The sequence below is a fragment of the Rathayibacter sp. AY1A3 genome, assembly GCF_002930975.1.
In the GTDB taxonomy this organism is placed as follows: domain Bacteria; phylum Actinomycetota; class Actinomycetes; order Actinomycetales; family Microbacteriaceae; genus Rathayibacter.
Genome location: NZ_PSTO01000007.1, coordinates 43,427 through 68,318, shown reverse-complemented (window position 1 = coordinate 68,318; position 24,892 = coordinate 43,427). Strand labels below are relative to the sequence as shown.

Sequence of the window (24,892 nt, the reverse complement as noted above, 5' to 3'; positions counted from 1 at the left end):
GCGCTGAATGGGCCTTTTCAGTACGTTTCGTTTTCAATGCATACCGTATCGAAAACTGGAACGCCCGAACCTCGACGGCGACGGTCCCCGTGGCTGCCGACCGCGACCGTCGTGCTCATCGGGGCGGTCCTCGCCTGGCTGAACCGGGTGGAGTGGTGGGGGTGGCTCGTCGTCGCGGCGGCCGCGGTCCTGATCGCGGCCGTCTCGAGGAGCTGGCGGCACCGGCACTGGATGCTGCGTACGGCGGCCTGGGTCGCGTCCGCAGGGCTCGTCGGAGCCGTCGCCCTCGCCGCGGGTCCTCTCCCGGCGACGCGGACGCTCGCCGGTCCGCACACCGCCCCGGTCACGACCCGGCAGGGCGACGTCGTCGGTGTGCATGACGCCCCGGCCGGGGTCGACGCCTTCGCGGGGATCCCCTACGCCGCTCCCCCGGTCGGCCCGCTGCGTTGGGAGGCGCCCCGCCTGGCCCCGCAGCGGTCGGCGACCCTCGTGGCCGACGACTTCGGCCCCTCCGCCGTTCAGCCGGAGCCGACGTTCCTCTCCCGAGCGGCGACCCGCGTGCTCGACCTGCCGCTGGAGGAGACGCTCCTCGGCGGGTACGCGACGGACGAGGACAGCCTCCGCCTGAACATCTGGACGCCGGCCGGCGGGGCGGGCGACTCCAGCCCGGTCCTCGTCTACCTCCACGGCGGCGCGTTCGTCTCGGGGTCCGGCGCCCTCCCCGCCTACGACGGCGCGGCGCTCGCCTCCCGGGGCGCGGTGGTCGTCACCGTCGCCTACCGTCTGGGCGTCCTCGGTTTCCTCGCCGGTGATGTGCTCGGCGGCGGCATCCCGGGGAATCAGGGACTGCTCGACCAGGTCGCCGCTCTGCAGTGGGTGCAGGACAACATCGCCGCTTTCGGCGGGGACCCGGGGCGGGTGACGGTCGCCGGCCAGTCCGCCGGCTCCGGCAGCGCCTGCATCCTCGGGGCCTCGCCCCTCGCGGCCGGCCTCCTCCACGGGATCATCGGCGAGAGCGGAGGATGCCTGGGGTCGGCGGGAGATCGCGAGGCCGGCGACCTCTACGACGACGCCGCCACCGCACGGGAGGCGGCTGCGCGCCTGAGCGAGGCCCTCGGCGGGGCGAGCCTGGCCGAGATGAGAGCCCTGCCGGCCGAGCGCATCGTCGCGGCCGCCGCGGGCCTCTCGCAGCACTGGTGGCCCTCGATCGACGGCGTCGTCCTCCCCGACACGCCGCTCGCCGTCTACGAGGCCGGTCGGCAGAACGACGTCCCCCTCCTGCTCGGCAGCAACTCCGACGAGACCTCGCTCGATCTGCTGGGAGGCGTCGACTCGGATCCGGACGCCTACGAGCAGGAGGTGCGCCGGGAGCACGGAGACGACGCGGACCGCTTCCTCGCGCTGTACCCGGGTGCCGTCGAGGACCAGGTCGTCGACTCCCGGCTGCGCGCCGGCAGCGACCGGACGATGACCGCCCCGATGCGGCTCTGGGCGCTGACGGCCGCCCGGACCGGGCGGGCGCACGTCCACGCCTACATCTTCACGCGCACTCCCCCGGAGAGCGGACTCGAGCGGTTCGGCGCGTACCACGGCGCCGAGGTGATGTACGCGTACGGGAACCTCGGGGCGGACGGCGACGCCGACTACACGGACGTCGACCGCCGGCTCGAGCAGGAGATGACCGCGCGCTGGCTCGCGTTCGTCTCCCACGGCGATCCGGACGCCGCCGGCCGCGAGCGGTGGCCGGCCGTCCAGGAGGATCCGGACAGCGTGCTCGAGTTCGGCGACGTCGTCCGGGTCGCCGGGCGCCCGTCCCCCGACGCGGTCGACTTCTGGCTCGCGGGGACGGGCTGACGCGGGGCGCTCCTCGCGGCGGAACCCTCCGGTCAGCGGGGAGCCTCCGCTCAGAGCTGCCCGACGAGGTGCGCCTGCCGGCCGTCGCGCGCGAAGACCGGGATGACGGCCAGCGGCGCGTCGGCGACGATCCACTGCCCGCCCTCGTGCTCGGCGCCCGTCGAGAGCTCCGTCCAGCGCGCCCCGGCGGGCAGGTAGACCCGTCGGGAGACGTCTCCGGCGTGCGTGACCGGAGCCACCAGCAGGTCCGAGCCGAAGAGGTACTGGTCGGCCAGATCCCAGGCCTCCGGGTCCCCCGGGAACTCGTGGAACACCGCGCGCAGCACGGGCTGGCCCAGCTCGTGCGCCTCCCGCATCGCCTCGCGCGTGTACGGGCGCAGGGTCTCGCGCAGATGCAGCAGGCGGGTGAGGATCGGCGTCGCCTCCTCGCCGAAGCTCCACACCTCGTTCGCGGCTCCGGTCGCGGCGCGGCGGCTCCCGTCGGCGGCCGTGACCGGGGCCGACGGCGCACGGTCGCCGTGGAGGCGCATCACCGGGCTGAACGCGCCGAACTGGAACCAGCGCACGAGGAGCTCACGGAACTCCGGATCCGACGGGTCTCCCCCGGCGAATCCTCCGATGTCGGTCGTGAACCACGGGATCCCCGCGACGCCCATGTGGATGCCGGCCGTGATCTGGTGGCGCAGGTCCGCGAAGGTCGAGTGGATGTCGCCCGACCACACGAGCGCGCCGTAGCGCTGGCTGCCCGCCCACGCGGTGCGGACGAGGTTCACGATCGCGGTCTCCCCGCCCTCGCTCTGCCCCTCGAAGAAGCCGCGGGAGAACGCCTGCGGGTAGAGGTTGCCGACCTGGACGGCGGGGCCGGCGGCGTAGCGGTAGTTGTCGAAGTCGTAGACGCCGTACTCGGGCTCGGCCTCGTCGAGCCAGAAGAGCCGGATCCCGTGCTCGCCGTAGTTGCGCCGGCACGCCTCCCAGACGAACCTCCGGGCGGCGGGGCTCGTCGCGTCGTAGAACGCGCTCGGACCCTCGAACTGCATGTGCAGGTCCAGGCCCCGCTCGGCCTTGACGAGGAGGTTCCCCTTCTTCATCGCGATGTAGTTCTCGGACTCGACCGACACCTGCGGCCAGACCGAGACCATCAGCTCGATCCCGAGCTCGCGCAGCTCGGCGACCATGGCGGACGGATCCGGCCAGAACTCCTCCTCGAAGCGGAAGTCGCCCATGTGCGGCCAGTGGAAGAAGTCGGCCACGATCACGTCCATCGGCAGGCCGCGGCGCCGGTGCTCGCGGGCGACCTCGAGCAGCTGCTCCTGGTTCCAGTAGCGCAGCTTGCACTGCCAGAAGCCGAGGCCGTGCTCGGGCATCATCGGGACGTGCCCGGTCGCGTCGGCGTAGGCCCGGGTGATGTCGGCCGGGGACTCCCCCGCGGTCACCCAGTAGTCGAGCTGCTGGGAGGACTCGGCGGACCACTCCGTGCGGTTGGCTGCGAAGGTCGCGCGGCCGATCGCGGGGTTGTGCCAGAGGAACCCGTAGCCGCGGCTCGACAGCACGAACGGGACGCTCGACTGGGAGTTGCGGTGCGCGAGCTCGAGCGTGCAGCCCTTCAGGTCGAGGAGGTCCTGCTGGTACTGCCCCATCCCGTACAGCTTCTCGTCGGGGGACGTCTCGAACAGCGCGGTCAGCCGGAAGTCGCCGCCCAGGTGCGGACGCTGCTCGCGGGCGCGCAGCTTGAGCGCTCCCCCGCTCCCGAGCTCCCGGAAGAGCAGCTCCCCCCGACGGTCGCAGAAGGAGAGGGAGCAGGAGAGCTCGTGGTAGCCGGTCTGGTACCCGTAGCCCTCCTGCTGCTCGAGGACGACGGTGATGCCGCCGGCGCGCAGCGTCGCCCGCGGTCCCTCGATCGAGACCTCCGGCGCGTGGCGCTCGGGGGCGATCAGCGCCCAGTCGGTGTCGAGGACCTCCCCGGACCGGCGGGCGCGGACCCGGACGCTGTCCCTCCCCCACGGCTCGACGACGACGGTCTCGCCGTCGCCGCGCCAGACGAGGCGGTCCCCCTCGAGCGCGAACGCGTCGGTGTCCATGTGCTCCTGCTTCCTCGAGTCGGGCACGGCGCTCAGTCCTTGACCGCGCCGGCGGTGACCCCGGCGGCGACGTAGCGCTGGGCCACGATCAGCAGCACGGCGGCCGGGATGGAGGCGATCACGGCGGTCGCCATGATCCCGTTCCAGTTGGTGGTGGTCGATCCGATGTAGCGGTAGAGGCCGAGGGTGAACGGCACGATGCTGTTGCCCGAGGTGAGCGAGTTCGCGTTGAGGAAGTCGGCCCAGGCGAACAGGAACGAGAACAGGCCCGCGGTCACGATCGAGTTCCGGCTCAGCGGGATGACGATCGAGACGAAGGAGCGCCAGTTGCTCGCACCGTCGATCCGCGCGGCCTCGATCAGCTCGTCGGGGATGCCGAGCATGAAGGCCCGGAGGATGATCACCGCGAACGGCACGGAGGCGGTCGCGTCGGCGAGGATGAGGCCCGGATAGGTGTTGAGCAGCCCCAGCGCGTTGTAGATCGCGAACAGCGCGGTGACCAGGACAATCCCGGGGATCATCTGGGCGAGGAGGAACACGAACATCACGACGCCGGTCCCCCGCACCCGGAACTTCGCCATCGCGAAAGCGGCGGGCAGAGCGATCGCCAGGGTCAGGATCACGCAGCCGATCGAGATCACGAGGCTCGTGATGAGGTTCGGCAGCTGCGTCGAGAACGCCTGCACGTACCCGTCGAGGGTCGGGTCGCCGGGGAACAGGCTCGGCGGGGTCTGGATCAGGTTCTGCGGCTTGGTCAGCGAGACGTTGACCATCCAGTAGAGCGGGAAGAGGAGGAAGCCGCAGAGCACGATCGCGATGACCACGTCGATCCCGCGGCGCAGCCCTGTGGTGTGCCGGTTCATCCGAGGTCCTCCTTGCGCTGGGCGCGGATGTAGATCACGCCGAAGACGAGGGCGACGATCACGAGGATCTGGCCAGCCGCCGCACCGACTCCGAACTGCAGGTCGGTGAAGGACTGCTCGTAGGCCCAGGTCGCGAGGGTGTGCGAGCTGTTGGCCGGGCCTCCCTTGGTGAGGATCCAGATGACGTCGAACACCTTGATCGTGTAGACGAGGCCGAGGAGGAGCGTGACGGAGGTCACCGGTCGCAGCAGCGGCCAGGTGATGCTCCAGAAGGACCGCCAGCGCGAGGCGCCGTCCAGTGCCGCGGCCTCGTAGAGGCTCTCGGGGATGCCCTGCAGGCCTCCGTGCAGCAGCACCATGTTGAACGGGATGCCCAGCCAGATGTTGGCGATGATGACCGCCCACAGCGAGACGGACGGATCGGTCAGCCAGCCGACCGGCGTGCCGATCGCGGCGTTCAGGATGCCGAACTGCTGGTCGAAGATCCAGCGCCAGGCCGTCGCCGAGACGATCAGCGGCAGGAGCCACGGCAGCAGGATGAGGGAGCGGAACGTCGCCGAGAGCGGGAACCGACGGCTGAAGAACAGCGCCAGGGCCATGCCGATCGTGAACTGGCCCACCAGCGAGACCACGGTGAAGACCACGGTGTGCCAGGCGATGCTCGCGAAGATCGGATCGGTGACGACCGTGACGTAGTTGTCGAAGCCGACGAAGGGGGCGATCCCGGTCACGAAGGACGACGGTCCGAAGTCCTGGAGGCTGAGGACGACGCCGCGGATGATCGGGTAGACGAAGAAGACAACGAGGAAGATCACCACGGGCGCCATGAAGGCGGCGGCGGCGAGGCGGAGGTGGGAGCGGGGTCGGCGGCGGGCGGGCGGCCTGGTGGCCGCCCCGCCCGCGACCGGCGCCGTGAGCACGGCGGGGTCGGTCATGCGGCCGCTACTTCAGGCTCGCCGCGGCGTCGTCGAGGGCCGCCTGCGGCGTCTTCGAGCCGGTCAGCGACTCCTGGATCGCGGTCCAGAGCGCCTTCGAGGTGTCCGGGTAGGCGACGCCGAGGTCGCTGGTGCGTCCCTGCGCGACCGAGATGGCCTCGACCCACGGCTGGAGCGCGGGGTCCTCGGTCGCCTGCTCGGCGGCCGCGTCGGCGTACGGCATGATGTACGACTGGCCGGCCGCCCAGGCCTTCAGGCTGTCGGGCTGGATGACGCACTGCGCGAACTCCGTGGCGAGGGTCTGCTTCGCGGCGTCGGAGGCGACCACCTCGACGAACTCGCCGCCGAGCGGGCTCGGTGCCGCTCCCCCGTCCTTCGCCGGGATCGGCACGACGCCGTAGTCGATGCCCGCCTCGTCGAGGGCGGAGAGCTGCCAGGTGCCGTTGACCATCATCCCGAGCTTGCCCGCGAGGAACTGGTCGCGGACGTCCTGCTGGTTGGCGTTGACGTTCGCCTGCGAGGCCGAGCCGCTCTTCACCAGGTCGGTCCAGAGCGCGAGCGCCGAGACGGCGTCGTCGGAGGAGATGTCCTCGAGGGTCGCACCGGAGCCCCAGAAGAAGGGCAGGAACTGGAAGGTGCCCTCCTCGGTGCCGATCGCGGAGAAGCCGAGCCCGGTGACGTCGCCCGCGGTGAGGGCCTTCGCGGCGGTGGTCAGCTCGTCCCAGGTCGTCGGCGGAGTGACGCCGGCGGCCTCGAAGAGCGCCTTGTTGTAGAAGAGTGCGAGGGTGTTCGAGCCGATCGACGAGCCGTAGGTCTTCCCGTCCAGCTGGCCGGCGGCGAGCACGTTCGGGAGGACGTCGCTGGTGTCGAGCCCGGAGGCGGCGTTGTCGACGAGCAGGCCGGTGTCGGCGAACTTCGCGACGTTGGGGTTGTCGAGGACGACCAGGTTCGGCGTCGTCTTCGACGCGGCCGACTGCAGGAGCTTGGTGGTGAGGTCGGGGTCGGAGGTGCGCTCGAGGGTGATCCCGGTCGAGGCCTCGCAGCCGGCCAGAAGCTGGCCGTAGGGGGAGGACGCGTCGTACTGGGTGAAGCTGTCCCAGAGAGTGAGCGACTTCGACGAGTCGTCGCCCGCTCCCTGTGCGCTGCACGCGCTGAGGGCGACTCCGGCGATGAGGACGAGGGAGGCGGCGCCTGCGGCCCGTCGGATGCTGTTCTTCACGGTATTCCTCTCTGAATACGGTCGGGACGAGCGGAGCGCTCGCGCCGGGAAGACCCTCCGGAGGCGCCCGCTGAGGCGGTCCGTCCGGAAGTCGTGGCGAGCCTAACCGAGTCGGAGAACCGGTTCAATAGATTTCGGAGAACCGGTTCACCGATCGCCCGGGGAACGCCCCCGGCGACCGGGTCGACGTCAGCCGCGCGCCCGCCGCCACGAGGGGACGACGCCCCGGCTGGTGCCCGGCGAGAAGGGCGCGGTGGTGCCGAGGTCCACGACCACCGCGGGCAGCAGCTCCGTCACTCCCGGAGTCGCGGTGCCGGCGAGCTCGTCGAGCACCAGGTCGACCGCCCGCGAGACCATCTCGTCGCCGGGCAGGTCCACCACGGTGACCGGCTGGTCGGCGTGCCGCATCACCGCCTCCGGGGCGATGGTCATGATCGAGCAGTCCTCCGGGACGCGCAGGCCCAGGCCGCTGAGGCGCTGCAGGAACGGCTCGAGCACGCCCGGCCCGTGCGTGACCACGGCGCTCAGGCCGGGGAGCTGCTCCTGCGCCTGCTCGAACCAGTCGTCGACGTCGTCGGTGCTGGGGATGACGGCGCCCCGCACGCCGCGCAGGCGGCACTGGTCGAGGAAGCCCTCGCGGAACCGCAGGGCGAAGGCGTAGCCGCTCTCGTAGGCGTCGGGGCCCATCCCGAGGACCGCGATCTCGACGTGCCCGAGGTCGGCGAGGTGGTCGACGGCCACCCGCGCCGCGCCGTCGAAGTCGAGGTCGATCGCGCTGAACGGGCTGCCCTCGCCCGGGTAGCCGACCAGCGCGGTCGGCAGGCCGATGCTCGCGAGGACCGGCAGCCGGGGGTCGTCCCGGCGGATGTCCATCACGACGAGCGCATCGGCGAGGACGTCGCGCGCGAGCTCCCCCTCGCCCGTGCCCATCATCAGCAGGTCGAAGCCGCGGGCGCGGGCCGCGTACATCGCCGCCCGCACGAAGCGCATGAAGACGTCGACATCGGTCTGCCGCGACTCCGGATCGACGGAGGCGAAGAAGCCGAGGATGTTCGTGCGCCGCAGCGCCAGGGCCCGCGCCATCGGGTCGGGCCGGTAGCCGAGCCGCTCCACGCTCGCGAGCACGCGCAGGCGGGTCGCCTCCGGGAGCTTCTTGTTGCCGGAGAGCACGTAGGACACCGTGCTGCGGGCCACCCCCGCATCGGCCGCGACGTCGCGAATGGTCACCATGGGCTCAGCGTAGTGAGGGCCCGGCGACGGGAGGGCCCGCCGGCGACCCCCTCGACCGGTGGGCAGCAGCGTGCATACCAGGGCGGTCCGGCCGTCCCGCCGTGGGTGGAGAGCCGTCCGCCGCGAGCCGCGCGACGGCGCCGACGGGCGCAGGCCGCGGACGAGCAGTCGGTCACGGTTGCGCGTGTATCGACGGGCACGTACGGTCGTCGGGTACCTCGTCGCGAGCCGCGACGTCGGTGCGGCCGCAACACCGGCCGATCCAGCGGCTCGCGGTCACGGGGGCTCCCCGCACGGAAGACGGACTCTTGCGCTCCAGCACCGGTACTGCGTCCACGACGCAGCAGCTGCTCTCGCACTGACGTCCCCCGTGCCCGCCCCTCAGGGGCGAGCTCCTGCTCCCTCGGAGCCCGGTGGTCGTCGTGCGCCGACACCGACCACTGGAGCACCGTGCCCTCCTCTTCCCGCACCACCCCGCCCGCCGTCGTCCTCCACGACTGCACGTTCGCCTGGCCCGACGGCTCCGTCGTCCTCGACCGCGTCACCGCTGCGTTCGGACGCGGGCGCACCGGTCTCGTCGGCGCGAACGGCGCCGGCAAGTCGACCCTCGTCCGCCTCGTCACCGGCGGCCTCTCCCCGACCGCCGGGAGCGTCTCGACGACGGGACCCGTCGACCTGCTGCCCCAGCGCCTCCGGCGAGGGCCCGACGACACCGTCTCCGATCTCCTCGGGATCCGGCAGCGCCTGGGCGCTCTGCACGCGATCCTCCGCGGCGACGCGGATCCGAGGCACTTCGAGGTGCTCGCGGACGACTGGGACCTCGAGGCCCGGGCGCTCGCCGCACTCGGCGACGCCGGTCTCGACCTGGAGGAGGCGGACCTGCTGCGGCCGGTCGCGACCCTCTCCGGAGGGCAGGCCGTCCTCACGGCCGTGACCGGCGTCCGGCTGCGCGGCCGGCCGATCGCCGTGCTCGACGAGCCGACGAACGACCTCGACCGGCGCTCCCGAGGGCTTCTGCTCGACCTGGTCGACCGGTGGCGCGGGACGCTCGTGCTCGTCAGCCACGACCGGGAACTGCTCGAGCACGTCGACGAGATCGCGGAGCTGCGCGACGGGGCGGTCCGCACCTCGGGCGGGACGTTCTCGGCGTTCGAGGAGCGGCTCGCCCTCGAGCAGGCGGCCGCGGAGCGCGATCTGCGCGACGCCGACCGGCTTCTCCGCGCCGAGCGGCGGCAGCGCATCGAGGCCGAGACGACCATCGCCCGCCGCGCGCGGGCGGGGGCGCGATCGGCGGAGTCGATGCCCGCGATCCTCGCGAACGCGCGGAGAGGACGAGCCGAGGCGACCGCGGGACGGCTGCGCTCCGGGCACGGGGCCGCGGAGGCGCGGGCGCGCGAGCAGGTCGACGCAGCGTCGCGAGCAGTCCGGGACGACGACCGGGTCCGCCTCGACCTGCCGGACCCCGTGGTCGCGGCCGGGCGCCGTCTGGCGGAGGTGACGGTGCGCGGCCGGACGACGGTGCTCCAGGGGCCGGAGCGGATCGCCGTGGTCGGCGCGAACGGAACGGGGAAGACGACTCTGCTCGAGCACCTCGTCGGGGCGCCGGGTGCGCGGGAGCATCCGCTCGCCGGCACCACGGCCCGAGCGCTGACGGAGCGGGTCGGCTGGCTCCCCCAGCGCCGCGAGGGACTCCTCGACGAGGAGGCCACCGTGCGGGAGCACGTCTCCCGGGCCGCGCCGGATCGTCCGGCGGTCGAGCTGCGGAACGCCCTCGCGCGGCTCCTGGTGCGCGGCGACGTGGTCGATCGGAGGATCGCGTCGCTCTCGGGCGGCGAGCGGTTCCGCGTCGCGCTCGCCGGGCTCGTGCTGGCGCAGCCCGCTCCGCAGCTGCTCGTGCTCGACGAGCCGACGAACGACCTCGATCTCGCCACGACCGACCACCTCGTCGACGTTCTCGCCGCCTGGCGGGGCGGCCTGGTCGTCGTCAGCCACGACGAGGCGTTCCTCGACCGGCTCGGACTCCACTCCCGAGTGGTGCTCGACGCGGAGTGACGGCTGGTCCCCCGGCCCCGGCGGTTCTGGCCTCGACCGGGCCCCTGCCGCCGGGGAGACTGGCCGGGCCCCTCCCGCCCCCAGCGAACGGACCGACGTGCTCACCGGACTCAGCGCCTTCCCCCTCACACCGCTCCGCGACGACAGTCTCGACGAGCGGTCGTTCGCCGCTCTCGTCGAGCGGCTCGCGCGGGCGGGAGTCGACTCGATCGGCGCCCTGGGCTCGACCGGCTCGGCTCCGTACCTGGACCGCGGCGAGCGCCGGCGCGCCGCCGAGATCGCCGTCCGCAGCGCCGGCCCGGTGCCGGTCGTGGTCGGGATCGGGGCGCTGCGCACCTCGCAGGTGCTGGCGCTCGCCGAGGACGCGCAGAGCGCCGGGGCGAGCGCGGTGCTCCTGGCGCCGCTCGGCTACCAGCCGCTGACGGACGAGGACGTGCTCGGGCTCTACGAGGACGTGACGGCTCAGCTCTCGGTGCCGCTCGTCGTGTACGACAACCCCGGGACGACGCGCTTCTCCTTCTCCGACGACCTCTACGGGGCCGTCGCCCGGCTGCCGAAGGTCGCCTCCCTCAAGATCCCCGGCGTGCCGGAGGGACCGGGCGCCGCGGCGGCGCGCGTCAGCGAGATCCGGGCGCGGGTTCCGGAGGGGGTCACTGTCGGGGTCTCGGGGGACGCCGCGGGTGCGCGCGGGCTGCTCGGCGGCTGCGACGCCTGGTACTCGGTGATCGGCGGCATCTTCCCGCGGACGGCGCTGTCGATCGCCCGGGCGGCGCAGTCGGGCGATGAGGCGGCGGCGATTTCGGGATCGGCACGCCTGCAGCCCGTCTGGGACCTCTTCGCGGAGCACGGCGGCAGCTACCGCGTGGTCGCGGCGATGGCGGAGCAGCTCGGTCTCGCCGAGGCGCGCTGCCTCCCGCATCCGGTCCGCGGGCTGGATGCACGGGCGCGGGCCCGGGTCGCGGAGGTCCTGGCGGAGCTGGGGCCTGTGCTGGAGTGATGCTCGGGCGGGTCGACGGGAGGACGGCTCGGACGGCGTGGTCGTTCCGAACCGCTGGCGAGCGCGAGGAACCTGGGAGCCTTCGCACCGGGGGGCCGGACCGGTGCGGGGAAGTGCTCCCGAACGGGGCGAAAGGGTCGGAACCGGCGGGGCGGGCGATCAGGAACGGGCCTCTCCTTCGCCTCCTGAGCGCCTCGATCCGCCGCCGATGCGGTCGCCGAGCCGCCGACCGTTCCGCCCCTGCGGCGTCGTCCCTCCGCCGTCCCGCGACTGGCGCGCATCGACGGGTCGTCCGGCCGGTCCTCCGGCTAGCGTTGCAGGCACACCCCCCGCCGACCCGGACCGCTCCGCCGACCTCGTCGGCCCGCGGTCCCTGCACGAGGAGCTCCCGTGTCCCCCGACGATTCCGCAGGACCCCCCTCTCGAACTCCCGGCCTCCGGCGGCGCGCCGTCATCGGCGGCGCCCTCACGGGTGCTCTCGCTCTGGGCGCGGCGACGCTCCCGGCCGCCTCCGCCTCCGCCTCCCCCGTGCCCGGCCTGCCCGGGGAGAAGACCCGCACGATCAACGTGAGGACGAAGAACCGCGGCGTGCTCTACGACGTCCTCACGGTCTCGATCGCGGGCGACCTCGCGCGGATCTTCGTGCCGCAGACGGTGAAGCCGCGGCAGGCCGCGGCGGTACCGGTGATCTGGTTCATCCACTCCGCGCAGGCCGACCACACCTCGCTGTCCAGCGTCTTCGCGTACCCGGCCGAGCTCGCCGTCGAGCGGGGCGCCATCGCGATCTGCCAGACGCTCGGCGGAACGATCTGGACCAACGACACCGCGCAGAAGCACCAGCGGAACGGCTACGCCTACCTCTCCGGCCAGTTCCCGATCGCCGCGAGCTACCTCTGGGCGATGTCGGCCGGCGGTGCGCTCGCCTGCGAGGACTACGGCGCACGGGTCTTCCCCGGCATCAACGGCGTCTACCTGGTCAACGGCGTCTACGACCTCCGCGACACCCACGACCGCACGACGCGGGGCCGCTTCTCGATCGGCGGTGCCTTCGGCGGCAGCACCGCTCAGATCGACTCCCACAACCCGAAGCGGCTGCCCGCCTCCGCCTGGGCCGGCGCGAACATCCGCGCGGTGGTGTCCGACACGGCCCACCCGGACCCGAGCGTGCCGCCGGCACTGCACGGGCTCGCCCTCGTGAAGAAGGCGACGGCCACGGCCAGGGAGGCGACCGTCCGGACGCACGCGCTCGGCCACAACGCACCGTCGTGGGTGAACCAGGACGGCATCGACGCGATCTTCCGCTGGCACGCCGGGCTGGCCGCCGCGCCGGCGCCGTCGGCGACGCCGACCCCGACGAAGACCCCCGTCGTCCGCCCGTCCACCGCGGGCCGCTGGGACTTCGACCAGGCGGACGCCCCGTACGCGGGAGGGTCGGGGTCCCCGTTCCGACCCCGCTGAGCGGTCAGGACGCGACGGCGTCCCTCGGGATGCGCTGACCGTCACATGCGCTCGGCGCGGCGATCGGCGCAGCTGCGCGGGCCCGCCGCGGGACCGGGCGAGCACCCCTCCGCGGGGCTTCGCGGCGCCCTCTTCCGGACAGGGCCGCTAGAGGACATTGTCAGCGGCGGGACGGCCGTGCCACGGTTCGAGGACGGCCGATGAGGGCCGTCCCGATCGAAGGCAGCACATGCGCTCCAGCACCGTCCCTCGTCCGCCCGCCGTCGAGGACGGCACGTCGCAGCCGCGGGATCCAGGAGCGGCGCGGCGGCTCCGGCGGGGCCTGCTCGGGCTGACCGCGGCCGTCGCGCTCCTCGTCGGCACCGCCGTTCCTCTCGCGGCGGTCGCCGCTCCGTCCGCCCCTGTCCTCGGGGTGGCGGCCTGGGGAAGCGGCACCGACGGGAAGACCACGGTCCCGGCCGGGGTCGAGGGCGTCCTCTCCCTCGCCGCGGGCCGGACCCACAGCCTCGCCGCGAACGGCGACGGCGGGGTCGTCGCCTGGGGCCGCGGGTCGTACGGGCAGACCAGCGTCCCCGACGGTCTCACGGGGGTCGTCGCGGTCTCCGCCGGCGACTACAGCAGCCATGCACTGAAGAGCGACGGGACCGTCGTCTCCTGGGGCTACGACGGCGACGGGCAGGTCTCGAGGAGTGCCGCGCTGACCGGGATCGTCGCGATCTCGTCCTCCCGCGACAACAGCCTCGCGCTCGGCAGCGACGGCACCGTCACCTCGTGGGGCAGCAACGGGCTGGGCGAGGGCCTGGTCCCGGCCGGCCTCGGAGGCGTCACGGCCATCGCCGCGGGCCGGCGCCACAGCCTCGCCGTGTCCGGCGGGAGGGTGGTCGCCTGGGGCTGGGACCTCTACGGGCAGACCGACGTCCCCGCGGGGCTCGAGGGCGTGGTGGCCGTCGCGGCAGGAGAGACCCACAGCCTCGCGCTGAAGGAGGACGGCACCGTCGTCGCCTGGGGCGCGAGCTCCGACTCGGTCGTCGTCGACTACGGCCAGACCACGGTGCCGGAAGGCCTGTCCGGGGTCGTGGCGATCGCCGCCGCGTCCGACTACAGCCTCGCGCTGAAGGGCGACGGCACGATCGTCGGCTGGGGCCGGAGCTCGGCCGGGCAGCTGCAGTTCCCCGCCGGCCTCGCCGGCACGACGGCTCTCGCAGCCGGACCCGATCACGTGCTCGCCCGGGGCCCGCGTCCGGTCCTGACGGCGGATGCTCCTCCCGCGTCCGGGTCGCTCGGAGCGGCGGCCTCGTACACCTTCGCGGCCGACCGCCCCGCCTCGTTCGCGATCGCCTCCGGCTCACTCCCCGACGGCCTGACCCTCAGCGCGTCCGGGCTCCTCTCCGGCACGCCGACGACCGCGGGCACGTCCACCTTCGCCGTCTCCGCGCGGAACCCCTTCGGCGCCACCGTCGGGGCCCCGCACACGTTCGCCGTGGCGGAGACGACGGTCGCGCCGACCCTGGCCGGCGACCCGCCCGCCGCGACGGTGGGCACCCCGTACGACTTCGACTACAGCGTGACGGGCACACCGGCGCCGACGGTCTCGCTCGTCTCCGGAACGCTCCCCGCCGGCCTGAGCCTCGATGATCGTGGCGGCCTGACCGGGACGCCGACGACCGCCGGCCGCTCCACCTTCACCCTGCGGGCTTCAAACGCTGCGGGGAGCGCGGAGACCACCAGCACCGTCGTCGTCTCCCCCGCCGCCGCTGCGCCGGGGATCTCCGGTACCCCCGGGCCGGGCGTCGTCGGCACCCCCTACGACTTCGGCTACACCGTCTCGGGCTTCCCCGCGCCGTCGGTGGCCGTCTCCTCCGGTGCGCTCCCGTCCGGCCTCACCCTGACTCCGGCCGGGCGCCTGACCGGGACTCCGTCCGCGCCGGGCACCTTCACGTTCACGCTGGCGGCCCGCGCCGGCACCGCCTCCGCGGAGACCACCAGCACCGTCACCGTCTCGTCGACGACGGTCGCGCCGAACCTCTCCGGGACGGTCGCGGCCGGCGTCGTCGGCTCGGCCTACGACTTCCGCTACGCGGTGAGCGGCACGCCCGCTCCGTCGGTCTCCCTGGTCTCCGGCGCACTGCCCGCCGGACTCACCCTTGACGCGACCGGGCGCCTCTCCGGGACGCCGACCACGGCCGGGACCACCACCTTCAGCATCCAGGCCGCGAACTCGGCGGGCACGGCTCGGGCGACGAGCACGCTGACGGTCTCGCCGAAGCAGGTCGCGACGAAGGCCGATCTGCGCGTCGACCTCTCCGGGCCGGCCTCGGCGGTGAAGGGGAGGACGCTCACCTACACCCTCATCACGACGAACGCCGGTCCGGCTGCGTCTGGGTCGGTCTTCTCGCAGGTCGTCCTGCCCGCGGGTGTGCAGTTCGTCTCGGCGACAGGCTCGTACACCAGGGTCGGGAACGTCGTGGTGTTCCAGCGGGCCGGCCTGGCGGACGGGCGGACCGTGTCGGAGAAGATCACGGTGAGGGCGGCCGTCTCGGGCACGGCGACCGCGCTGGCGGCGGCGTTCTCGACGAAGACGCCCGACCCGTCCATCCGCAGCAACGCGGACACGGCGAGCACGACGATCCGCTGACCGCGGGAGCGTGACGGCGGGCGGTCCCTCGCGGGCCGCCCGCCGTTCTCGGTGCGGGAGCGTCGAGGGGCGCCGCGTCCGCGCCTCGTCTTCGACCGCTAGCCGGCCCGAGGGCGGTAGAAGCGCACGACCGGGAGGGCAGCCGTCGGAGCCTCGCGCACGACGATCTCGAGGCGCTGGATCAGGGCCGGGACGGTCGGCGTGGTCTCGAGCCGGCACTCGAGCTCTCCGTCGCGGCCCGGCAGGAGGAAGGCCGCCTGCGCCGCGGAGGCGCTCCAGAGCAGCCGCTCCACCAGCGGCCTCGCGGTCGCGTCCTCGGCGAGACCGCCGATCTCCGCGATCGCCGTGGCGAGGCGGCGGGCGCGCACGTCTGCCGGCACATCGCTCAGCAGGTTGGGGCTGAGCAGGGCGCCGCTGCCCGGCTCCCCCGCCCGGGTGAGGTCTCCCGCGACGATCGCGGCCTCGACGGCGGCGGCCGCGGCGAGCGTCGACGGGAGGAGGGTGATGGTGCGTGCCGGCGGAGCGGCGTCCTCGAGGGCGGCGCGGAGCAGTCCCGTCGCGGCGGCGGCGAGCTTCGCCCCGTTCGCGGTCGCGAAGACCACGGCCCCCAGGCCCGACTCCAGATGCCACCGCATGTTCGACGACCAGCCCGGCAGGCCGCCGGAGTGGTGGGCGATCCCGCCGAAGCGGACGTCGTGCTCGACGACGAGGCCGAACCCGTACGCGGAGCCGTCGAGCGTGCTCTCGACGGCGCGAGGGCTCAGCGCGGGGACCGGCGTCCAGCCGCGCTGCATCTCGCGGCGGGACCCGCGGCTCAGCACCGGGTCGTCGTCCGCGCCGTCCTCGCCCTCGAACGCGGAGGAGAGCCAGCCGCTCCAGCGGGCGATGTCGCCGACCGCGCTGAACATGCTCGCGGCGCAGGCGCCCGCTCCGGTGCCGGTGACGGGGCGGGGCACCCAGGTCGCTCCGTCGTCGAAGGTGCTGAAGCCGGCCGCCAGATCCGTGCCGTCTGGGTAGTCGCCGCTGTCGTAGCGGGTGTCGTGGAGGCCGAGCGGCTCGAGGATCGTCCGCGTCGCGAAGGACGGGAAGTCCTCCCCGGTCACGTTCTCGACGAGCACGCCGAGCAGCCAGAAGCCGATGTTGGAGTACTGGTAGACCTCACCCGGCCGCTCCGTGAAGGTCAGCCCGCGGCGGACGACCTCGAGGAACTCCTCCCGCGTCAGAGCCATGACGTCGTCGGCCCAGCCGTTGTCCTCCGGGAGCCCCGAGCAGTTGCTGAGGAGCATCCTGACCGTCACGGGCAGCGGCCGGCCCGCGGAGTCGAGCGGGTCGGTGAACTCCGGCACGTGGTCGGCGACGCGGTCGTCGAGGCGGAGCAGCCCGCGGTCGCGCAGGATCAGCACCGCCGCCGCCTCGAAGCTCTTCGACATGGAGGCGATGCGGTGCACGGTCCCGGGCCCGGGAGCGGCCCCGTCGAGGCGGTGCTCGCCGCGGCCGTGGTGGACGATCAGCCCGCTGCGGTCGAACAGGGCCCAGCTCAGCGAGGGGGCCGGCGGCGCCTCCTCGTCGAACCACCGGGCCAGCCGGTCCTGGAGCGGCGGGGAGAGGAGCGTCGGCCGAGGGAGCGTCATGCCCTCATCCTCCCGCACGCGGCACAGGCCGCCGCGGTCCCGCGGGTCACCGCGGAAGGACGCCGTCCGGGCTCAGCCAGTCCGGGCGGCTCCCCTCGACCGCGTCCAGGACGTCCTCCTGCGTGCCGGTCGCTGTTCTCCGCGGCGACGATGATCCGGTCGTCGACGGGAGCGGAGGGACCCGCCGTGCATCCGGCGAGCATCCCGATCAGCAGCACTCCCCCGGCGATGCGCGCCCCTCTCGAACCCGTCCGCCCGCTGTCGAGCGTCGCGGCGACGGCCGCTCCGGCGGGCTGACGAGTCCCGGCGAGGCCCCGAGCGACCGCCGGCACCTGCGAGCCGGACGAGGAACTCCTCAGGTCCTCTTGCGTGTCGCAGGCGCGGAACCTAGTTTTGTCGAACCGGTTCGAAGCACTGTTGCTCCGTCCCCGGACCGACGCCCGGCGTCGTCCGGCCGGCTGTCCCCACAGAAAGTGACCAGCGTGACAACGATGTCCTCCCCGAGGCGCGGCACCCGCTCCCTCGCCCTCGCGCTGAGTGCCGCGACACTCGCCGCCCTCGCCGTCGCTCTCCCGAGCGCCGAGTCCGCCTCCGCGGCCGACACCTCCGTCCCCGCCGACGCGCTCATCCTCCAGTACGACTTCGAGCAGGGGCAGGTGTCCGGATCCACGGTCGCCGACCTCTCGTCGAAGAAGCTCGACGGCACCGTCGTCAACAGCGCGAGAGCGACGTACGTCGCGGGTCGGAAGGCCGGTACGACGGCGATCGACCTTCCCGGGGGCGCTGCGGACTCGGCCTCCGCGCCGTACCTGACCGTGCCGAACGGGCTCTTCCAGGGCGTGACGCAGACCACCGTCTCCGCCTGGACGAAGTGGTCCGGCACCGGAGGCTTCCAGTGGCTGTGGTGTCTGGGCATCAGCCCCGACGCCGCGTCGGCCTTCGCTCCGTCGTTCGACGGCGGCAGCGCCCGCGCGATCATCAAGCAGCTGAAGGACGGCGGCGAGACCGGGGTCTCCAGCTCCTCGCCGCTGCAGAAGGACCAGTGGGTCAACGTCACCGCGACGATGGACGGCACGACCGTGACCCTGTACCTCAACGGTCTGCAGGTCGCGACGGCTCCCGCCTCCGTCGACCTCGCGAAGCAGCTCTACTCCGCCTCCGCCTCCAAGAGCGGCAACATCGGCCGGGCGCTCTGGAACGTGCACCCCTACTTCGACGGAGCGATCGACGACTTCCGCGTCTACGACCGGGCTCTGACCGCCGCTCAGGTCCGGGGTCTGGCGGGCGACGCCGCGCCGGCCGTCACCGGCGTTCTCTCGACGAGCGTCGCGGTCACCACCGGCATCGGCGTCGCGCCGGCCCTGCCGGGGGTCCCCGCCACCTACTCCGACGGCGTGAACCGGGACGCCCCGGTCACCTGGGAGAGCGTCCCCGCCTCCGCGTACGCGAAGCGCGGCACCTTCACCGTGAAGGGCACCGTCACCGGCCTCGGCACCGCAGTCACGGCGACCGTCACGGTGCGCGCACTCGACGAGATGACCATCGACCTCGGCACGAGCACCGGCGAGTTCATGGGCGGCGCGTCCGGCACCCTCTACGGGGTCTACGGCGAGGGCCTCCCCTCCGACAACCTCCTCGAGGGGATCGACCTGCGCACGGTCTCGACCAAGGCGCAGGACGGGCCGCAGCATCCGGGCGCCGACGCGCTCAGCGTCGCGAAGGCCGTCGCCGACACCTCGGACGGCGACACCTACATCTACATGACGGACATCTACCGCGGCTTCCCCTACGAGTGGCCGGGCAGCACTCCCCAGGAGAAGCTGGCCGACTACCAGGCGAAGATCGCCACGCAGGTCGACCAGGTGCTCGCGCTCCCCGAGGAGTACCAGGACAACATCGTGTTCGTGCCGTTCAACGAGCCCGAGGGCAACATGTTCGGCAACGGGAAGTGGAGCTACGACGGGAAGAGCTGGCTGGAGGACCCGACCGCGTTCTTCGCGGCCTGGGACAGCACCTACGCGCTGATCCGCGACAGGATGCCCGACGCCCGCATCGCCGGACCGAACACCAGCGTCCTCTACGACCAGGTCCGCGGGTTCATGACCCACACGCTCGAGCAGGACACCGTCCCCGACGTGATGACCTGGCACGAGCTGAGCGCCCCGGGTGAGATCCGCACCAACGTCGACCGCTTCCGGGCCTGGGAGGACGAGCTGTACGCGGGCACGTCCTACGCCGGGAAGCACCTGCCGGTGAACCTCAACGAGTACGCCTTCAACTACCACACCTCCGTGCCCGGCCAGATGGTCCAGTGGATCAGCGCGCTCGAGGACAAGAAGGTCGACGGCGACATCGCCTACTGGAACATCGACGGCAACCTCTCCGACTCCGCGGTGCAGGCCAACCGCGCCAACGGCCAGTGGTGGCTCCTCAACGCCTACGCCTCGATGACCGGCGACACCGTCGCGGTCACGCCCCCCAAGCCCGGCCAGAGCTACACACTCCAGGGCGTCGCGACCCTCGACACCGCGGCCAAGCAGGCGAGAGCCCTCTTCGGAGGCGTCGGCGGCTCGCAGAAGGTCGCGTTCGAGCGCATCCCGGCCGCCACCTTCGGCTCGAAGGTCCACGTGGAGGTCAGCGAGATCCGCTGGACCGGCCAGGTCGGCGACTCGGGAGCCCCGCAGACGGTCAAGGAGTTCGACGCGTCCGTCGTGGACGGCGCCCTCTCGCTCGACTTCGGCGGATCCCTCCCCGCGCTCGACGTCGACTCCGCCTACGAGGTCGTCCTGACCCCGGGCGCCAACGCGTCGTCGCCGTCCGCCTCGCCCGTCGACTTCCGCCAGAAGTACGAGGCCGAGGACGCCCGCTACACCGGATCGCGGAACCTCAACGGACCCGAGGGCTCGCCGACCAACGTCGGCGGCTTCTACACCTCGGGCGGACGCAACGTCGGCGGGATCCGCACCGGCGGCGACCTGAAGCTCGACTTCGCGGTCACCGTCCCGAAGGACGGCGAGTACGACCTCAGCGCCTTCGCCAACTCCCTCAACACCTACGCCGCCAACGCCCAGCAGGGTCCGATCAACGCGTTCCTGAGCGTCGACGGCGCTGCGGAGCAGGAGATCCTCCTTCCGCTGGCCTACAAGTTCGTGGTCTGGGACCACGCGGACACCAAGGTGAAGCTGACCGCCGGCACCCACACGATCTCGCTCGCCGCGAAGAACCTCGCCGGCACGAAGTCGACCGTGGGCGACGCGATCGTCGACAAGATCGAGCTCTCCCTCCCCAGCGCGGCCGCCGCGACCTCGATCCACGAGGCCGAGACCGGCACGCTCGAGGACGGAGCGACGGCCGACTACTCCCGCGCCGGCGTCTCCGGCTCGGGCACGGCGACGCTCACCAGCGGCGCCTCCACCACCGTCTGGGGCTACTCCGCGAAGGACGCGCCGTCCTCCGTGACGGTGGACACCCTGGGCGGCGGCACCGGCGACCTCTACGTCAACGACGTGAAGGTCGGGCCGGTGGGCGCGAGCTCGACCCGCCAGGTCTTCCTCTCGGGCGGCGTGAACAAGATCGAGGTCGTCGGCACGAGCGGCACGCTCCTCGTCGATCGGATCGTCATCGGAGCGAGCGCGAACCCGCCCGCGACGACGAGCTACGAGGCGGAGGCGGCCACGATCACCGGCCCCGCCACGGTCCGCGACCTGTCCTTCGCGTCGGGCGGCAAGGCCGTCGGGAACATCGGGGGCGGACGCGACGGCGACTCGACCCTGACCTTCGGCGACGTGAAGGCCGAGCAGGACGGGACGTACGCGCTCACGCTGCGCTACTCCAACGAGGAGCAGTCCCCCGCGACGCACTACAACCCCGACCCGCTCGCCCGCCACGCGGACATCACGGTCAACGGAGTGACGCAGCGCGTGCTCTTCCCGCACACGTTCCACCAGAACCAGCTGTGGGACCTGAGCGTGCCGGTCACGCTCAGGAAGGGCTCGAACACCATCGCGATCACCTCGAAGGAGCTCCCGGGCTTCGACGGGACGACCTACCTCTCCGACACCTTCCCCGGCGTCCTGCTCACCTCGCAGTACGCGCCCAACATCGACAGGATCTCGGTCACGCCCTTCGTCGGGCGGACAGCGGGCCTGACGGTGAGCGGCACGGCGGCCTCGCGCTGCACCGCGGGGAAGGTCACGATCACGGGGACGGCGACCAACACCAGCGCGGTCGCCGCTGACGTCACGATCGGCTCGGCCTGGGGCACGAAGACCTTCACCGGGGTCGCTCCCGGCAAGACGGTCTCGGCCGCCTTCAGCACCCGCGCTGCGAGCGTCGGAGCCGGCGCTCTCGACGTGCGGATCGCGGGGACGGTCGACGGCGCTGCGGCGAGCGGATCCACGGCACCGGCCTACGGTGCGGCGCGCTGCGGCTGATCCGTCCAGAACGCCCTCTACGCGGCCGGGCACCTCGTGCGCCCGGCCGCGTCGGCGTGTCGTCGGGACCGGACGTGGACGAGCGCGCCGTGGACGAGCAGAGCGCCGGAGTCGCAGCGTCCGGTCCTCGGGCCGGGGACGCGGCGCCCGAGTTGCATGCGCCGCGCCGCACTGCCACTCTCGACACGGTTCGAGCGGGGGTGGAGATGGCCACGATCGGAGACGTCGCGAAAGCGGCAGGGGTCTCTCGCAGCACGGTGTCGTACGTCCTCTCCGGCAAGCGCAGCATCTCCCCCGAGACGCGCAAGCGCATCGAGGACGCGATCGCCGAGCTCGACTTCACCGTCAACGCCGGAGCACGGGCGCTCGCGACGCGCCGCACCATGGCGCTGGGACTGCTCGTCCACTTCGACCCGGACGAGTTCGCGCCCGCGATGGTCGAGTACGTGCTCCCCATCACGGCCCGCGCCCGCGAGCTCGGCTACGACGTGCTGCTGGCCACCGAGGCCGACGGGGCGGCTGCCGTCCGCCGGCTCACGGGCTCCGGGCAGGTCGACGGACTGATCCTTCTGAGCGTCGCGGACGACGACGACCGGCTGCCCGTTCTGCGCGCCTCGCGGCGGCCCGGTGCCGCCCTCGGCGTGCCCGCGGACGCCTCCGGGGTGGACGTCTTCGACCTCGATTTCGGCGACGCGGCCCGCCTTCTGATCGAGCACCTGGGCGCCCTCGGGCATCGGAGCATCGGTCTCGTCACCCCTCCTGAGCGCGTCTTCGACCGCGGAGGGACCTACGGGCTCCGGTTCCGCGAGTCGGCTCTCGAGACCGCCGGTCGGCTCGGGATCGAGCTGGTGCTGCGCCCGGCCGCCACCGCCGCCGACGCCGTCGAGCCGATGATCACGGCGTTCCTCGACGACAACCCCGGTCTCACGGCGCTGGTCGTCCACAGCGACCGGACCATCGCGATGCTTCCCGCGATCCTGGGCCGACGCGCTGTCGCCGTGCCCGGGCAGCTGTCCGTCGTGAGCCTGTACTCGGCCGAGTTCGCCCGCGACTTCTCGCTCCCCTACAGCTACGTCGAGACGGGTGCCGCCGAGCTCGGCGCGCACCTGGTCGACACGCTCGTCGAGCGGATCGAGCAGCCGTCCCGCGGCGAGGAGCCGTCGATCCGCCTCCTGCCCGCGCGTCTCGTCGACCGCGGGAGCGCCCGCGCGGTCTGAGGACCGCTCCAGAGTCCCCGAGGCCCGGTCAGAAGCGCGAGGCGACCTCGTAGAGGACCTCGTCGTCGCCCGCGTAGACGCCGTCGCGCCGCGGCCAGTGCGCGATCACGTCCGTGAAGCCGAGCTCCTCCGCCCGGCCGGCCATGTCCTCGAACCGGGCGACGCTCTCGAGGGAGTAGTCGCTCCCGGAGTCGAGCGAGAGGTGGCGCTCAACGGTGCGCGGGTCGCGCCCGGCCGCCTCGAGCGCCGCGTCGAGCCGCCGGGAGAGGGACCCGACCGCCCGCCACCACTCCTCGCTCGACACTCCCTCCGGGCCGGTGGTGACCCAGCCCTGCCCGCGCTCGGCGACGAGCGCGAGGCCCTTCGGCCCGTTGGCGGCGAGGACGAACGGGACGCGGGGGCGCTGCACGGGCTCGCCCACCATGCGCGCCGAGCGGGCGGTGAACCACTCCCCCTCGAGGTCCACGCCGCCCGAGCCGGGCTCCTCGAAGCGCAGCAGCGCGTCGAGGGCCGTGACGAACTGGCTGAAGCGCTCGTGCCGCTGCCGGGGCGAGTACTCGGGCTGCCCGAGCACGCGGGCGTCGAAGCCCGTGCCGCCCGAGCCGACCCCGACGATCGTCCGACCGCCCGAGATCTCGTCCAGCGTCGCGATCTCCTTCGCGAACGGCACCGGGTGGCGGAAGTTCGGGGAGGCCACGAACGTGCCCAGGCGGAGCGTCTCGGTCACCATCGCAGCAGCGGTGAGGGTGGGGACGGTCGCGTGCCACGGCTGGTCGGCGAGGGAGCGCCAGGAGAGGTGGTCGTAGGTCCACGCGTGGTCGAAGCCCAGGCCCTCGGCCGACTGCCACTTCCGGCGGGCCTCGGCCCACGGGTCCTGCGGGAGGATGACGATGCCGTGTCGCATCGTCCGAGTGTACGAGCGCCGTCGGGTCAGAGCGCGGCGGGCGGCACCGGGGGCGGATCGGGCACCTCGTCCACGACCGAGCGCGGGACCATCAGGGTCGGCATCCGCACGCGCAGGAGCAGCGGTTCCCGCTCCGACGCGCCGAGCAGCTCGCGGGCGGCGCTCCGCACCTGCCGGGCGAGCGCCGGGTGCACGGCTCCCGGATCCTCGAACGCGGCGACCAGCTCGCGCAGCACTCGGGTGGTGCTCCGCGGGTCGCCGTCCTGCCTGGGCATCGGATCGGCCCCTCACTCTCGGCACGGCCGTCAGGGTCCCGGCGGTGCAGCGGATGTCTCGCGCCGACGGTAGGGCCGGGGACGGCGCCGTGGCACTGAGGTTGACAACGGGAGGACCCGGCGGATCGCGGTGCGCGTGGTGCGATCCGCGGCGAGGGCGGTCCTGGCGGGGAACGACGGCCACCGCCGGGAGAGCCCGCTTCCACGATCGCGCCCGTCCGGTCGCGGCTACTCTCGGGGCGTGATCACGACGACGGAGCGGGTGGACGACTGGATCGAGGGCTGGTGCCGTGCACGCGGCGTGCAGCGCGTCCGCGAGGACGGAGCATGGCTGGTCGATGTCGGAGCGGAGTCGCGCACGCGGGAGCGGATCCTGGTCGATCCGTCGCCCTCCGCGCTGCAGGCGGGCGCCGAGCGGACGGCCGGGCCCCGGGAGTGGCTGACGGTCATCGGCCTGGGCGACGACGCCCGCCTCGCGCCCGCCGCCGGGCTGGAGCTCGTCGCGGGCGACGAGAGCCTGATGGCGGCGCTCCTCGGCCCGGGCCGCACCGCCGAGGGTGCCCTGCTCGAGGGAGCCGTGCTCGAGGCCGCCGACGGAGTGGCGAGCGTCCGGCTGCTGGTCGACGGAGTCGTCGCCGCTCAGGGCACCGCCGCCGTGCACGGGACGGTCGCGGTCCTGGACCGGATCGAGACCGATGCGCGGTTCCGCCGACGCGGGCTGGGACGGCGGGTCGTCGACGCCCTCACCGCCTGGGCCGGGTCCGAGGGTGCACGGAGCGGTCTCCTCGTCGCCAGCACGGACGGCCGCGCCCTCTACCTCACCCTCGGCTGGGAGGTGGTCGCGCCGGTGCGCATCTGGCGCGGGGCCGCACTCCGAGATCCGGGACAGGGCTGCGCGGCCGCCGGGCGATGAATTCCCGATCCGCCCCTCCGGGAGCGCACGTCCGCGTGAGTGCGGAATCGCGCGCAGCGGACACAGGCGGCGGAGAACGGCGGAGCAGCAGTGGAGCGGCCGCCCGCAGATCCGAATTCAGCCGATTAAATCATCCTCGAAAGAGGGACACCGGCTATTGCTCACACGGCCTTGTCCGAGAAGCGGATCATCCGCTTC

16 protein-coding genes are annotated in these 24,892 nt (G+C 73.1%); 8 read left to right on the top strand and 8 right to left on the bottom strand.

The genetic code is table 11. From position 1 onward, the window contains the following. The first annotated feature begins 111 nt into the window (after positions 1 to 111). The gene (locus tag C5C10_RS05085) at positions 112 to 1,854 is read left to right on the top strand and encodes a carboxylesterase/lipase family protein (protein WP_219813236.1); all 1,743 of its coding nucleotides are present in this window, start codon (positions 112 to 114) and stop codon (positions 1,852 to 1,854) included. Between the two features lie 50 nt (positions 1,855 to 1,904). Here C5C10_RS05085 and C5C10_RS05080 read toward each other — a convergent pair whose 3' ends face one another. The 5 genes from C5C10_RS05080 to C5C10_RS05060 form a co-directional block, all read right to left on the bottom strand. After that, complete coding sequence (locus tag C5C10_RS05080) at positions 1,905 to 3,932, bottom strand: TIM-barrel domain-containing protein (RefSeq protein ID WP_104328714.1); 2,028 nt, start codon at positions 3,930 to 3,932, stop codon at positions 1,905 to 1,907. Between the two features lie 32 nt (positions 3,933 to 3,964). Continuing rightward, positions 3,965 to 4,795 (bottom strand): carbohydrate ABC transporter permease, encoded by an 831-nt coding sequence (locus tag C5C10_RS05075; protein ID WP_104222044.1) that lies wholly within the window; start codon positions 4,793 to 4,795, stop codon positions 3,965 to 3,967. Then, positions 4,792 to 5,730, bottom strand: a complete 939-nt coding sequence (locus C5C10_RS05070; RefSeq protein WP_104328713.1) for a carbohydrate ABC transporter permease — start codon at positions 5,728 to 5,730, stop codon at positions 4,792 to 4,794. Before C5C10_RS05070 ends, C5C10_RS05075 begins: the two co-directional genes overlap by 4 nt. A gap of 7 nt (positions 5,731 to 5,737) precedes the next feature. Continuing rightward, positions 5,738 to 6,949 (bottom strand): extracellular solute-binding protein, encoded by a 1,212-nt coding sequence (locus C5C10_RS05065; RefSeq protein WP_104222048.1) that lies wholly within the window; start codon positions 6,947 to 6,949, stop codon positions 5,738 to 5,740. A 189-nt stretch (positions 6,950 to 7,138) separates the two neighbouring features. Continuing rightward, on the bottom strand, positions 7,139 to 8,179 hold the full coding sequence (locus C5C10_RS05060; protein WP_104222050.1) for a LacI family DNA-binding transcriptional regulator: 1,041 nt from the start codon (positions 8,177 to 8,179) through the stop codon (positions 7,139 to 7,141). Positions 8,180 to 8,629: 450 nt separating this feature from the next. Between C5C10_RS05060 and C5C10_RS05055 the strand changes: the two genes are divergently transcribed. The 4 genes from C5C10_RS05055 to C5C10_RS05040 all read left to right on the top strand — a co-directional run bounded on the left by C5C10_RS05055 (position 8,630) and on the right by C5C10_RS05040 (position 15,321). Then, positions 8,630 to 10,231 carry an ABC-F family ATP-binding cassette domain-containing protein gene (locus C5C10_RS05055; RefSeq protein ID WP_104328712.1) on the top strand — a complete coding sequence of 534 codons (1,602 nt, stop codon included), beginning with the start codon at positions 8,630 to 8,632 and terminating at the stop codon, positions 10,229 to 10,231. 97 nt (positions 10,232 to 10,328) lie between these two features. Continuing rightward, on the top strand, positions 10,329 to 11,228 hold the full coding sequence (locus C5C10_RS05050) for a dihydrodipicolinate synthase family protein (RefSeq protein WP_104328711.1): 900 nt from the start codon (positions 10,329 to 10,331) through the stop codon (positions 11,226 to 11,228). A gap of 390 nt (positions 11,229 to 11,618) precedes the next feature. Further along, positions 11,619 to 12,686, top strand: coding sequence for a hypothetical protein (locus tag C5C10_RS05045; RefSeq protein ID WP_104328710.1), 1,068 nt, complete (start codon positions 11,619 to 11,621; stop codon positions 12,684 to 12,686). A gap of 229 nt (positions 12,687 to 12,915) precedes the next feature. Beyond that, a complete protein-coding gene (locus C5C10_RS05040; protein WP_104328709.1) occupies positions 12,916 to 15,321 on the top strand; it encodes a putative Ig domain-containing protein in 2,406 nt (801 codons plus the stop codon). A 98-nt stretch (positions 15,322 to 15,419) separates the two neighbouring features. On the opposite strand, the gene C5C10_RS05035 is transcribed toward C5C10_RS05040, so the two are convergent. After that, entirely contained in the window at positions 15,420 to 16,952 is a 1,533-nt protein-coding gene (locus C5C10_RS05035) for a serine hydrolase (protein ID WP_104328708.1), read from the bottom strand. A 491-nt stretch (positions 16,953 to 17,443) separates the two neighbouring features. On the opposite strand from C5C10_RS05035, the gene C5C10_RS05030 reads away from it, so the two are divergent. Continuing rightward, positions 17,444 to 21,385 (top strand): LamG-like jellyroll fold domain-containing protein, encoded by a 3,942-nt coding sequence (locus tag C5C10_RS05030; protein ID WP_104328707.1) that lies wholly within the window; start codon positions 17,444 to 17,446, stop codon positions 21,383 to 21,385. Positions 21,386 to 21,591: 206 nt separating this feature from the next. Beyond that, entirely contained in the window at positions 21,592 to 22,602 is a 1,011-nt protein-coding gene (locus C5C10_RS05025) for a LacI family DNA-binding transcriptional regulator (RefSeq protein WP_104328737.1), read from the top strand. A gap of 28 nt (positions 22,603 to 22,630) precedes the next feature. Here C5C10_RS05025 and C5C10_RS05020 read toward each other — a convergent pair whose 3' ends face one another. Then, a complete protein-coding gene (locus tag C5C10_RS05020) occupies positions 22,631 to 23,506 on the bottom strand; it encodes an LLM class flavin-dependent oxidoreductase (protein WP_104328706.1) in 876 nt (291 codons plus the stop codon). Between the two features lie 26 nt (positions 23,507 to 23,532). Next, a complete protein-coding gene (locus tag C5C10_RS05015) occupies positions 23,533 to 23,781 on the bottom strand; it encodes a hypothetical protein (RefSeq protein WP_146082107.1) in 249 nt (82 codons plus the stop codon). 241 nt (positions 23,782 to 24,022) lie between these two features. Here C5C10_RS05015 and C5C10_RS18040 point away from each other — a divergent pair, with 241 nt between their 5' ends. Continuing rightward, positions 24,023 to 24,694, top strand: a complete 672-nt coding sequence (locus C5C10_RS18040) for a GNAT family N-acetyltransferase (RefSeq protein WP_104328704.1) — start codon at positions 24,023 to 24,025, stop codon at positions 24,692 to 24,694. The last annotated feature ends 198 nt before the right edge of the window (positions 24,695 to 24,892 follow it).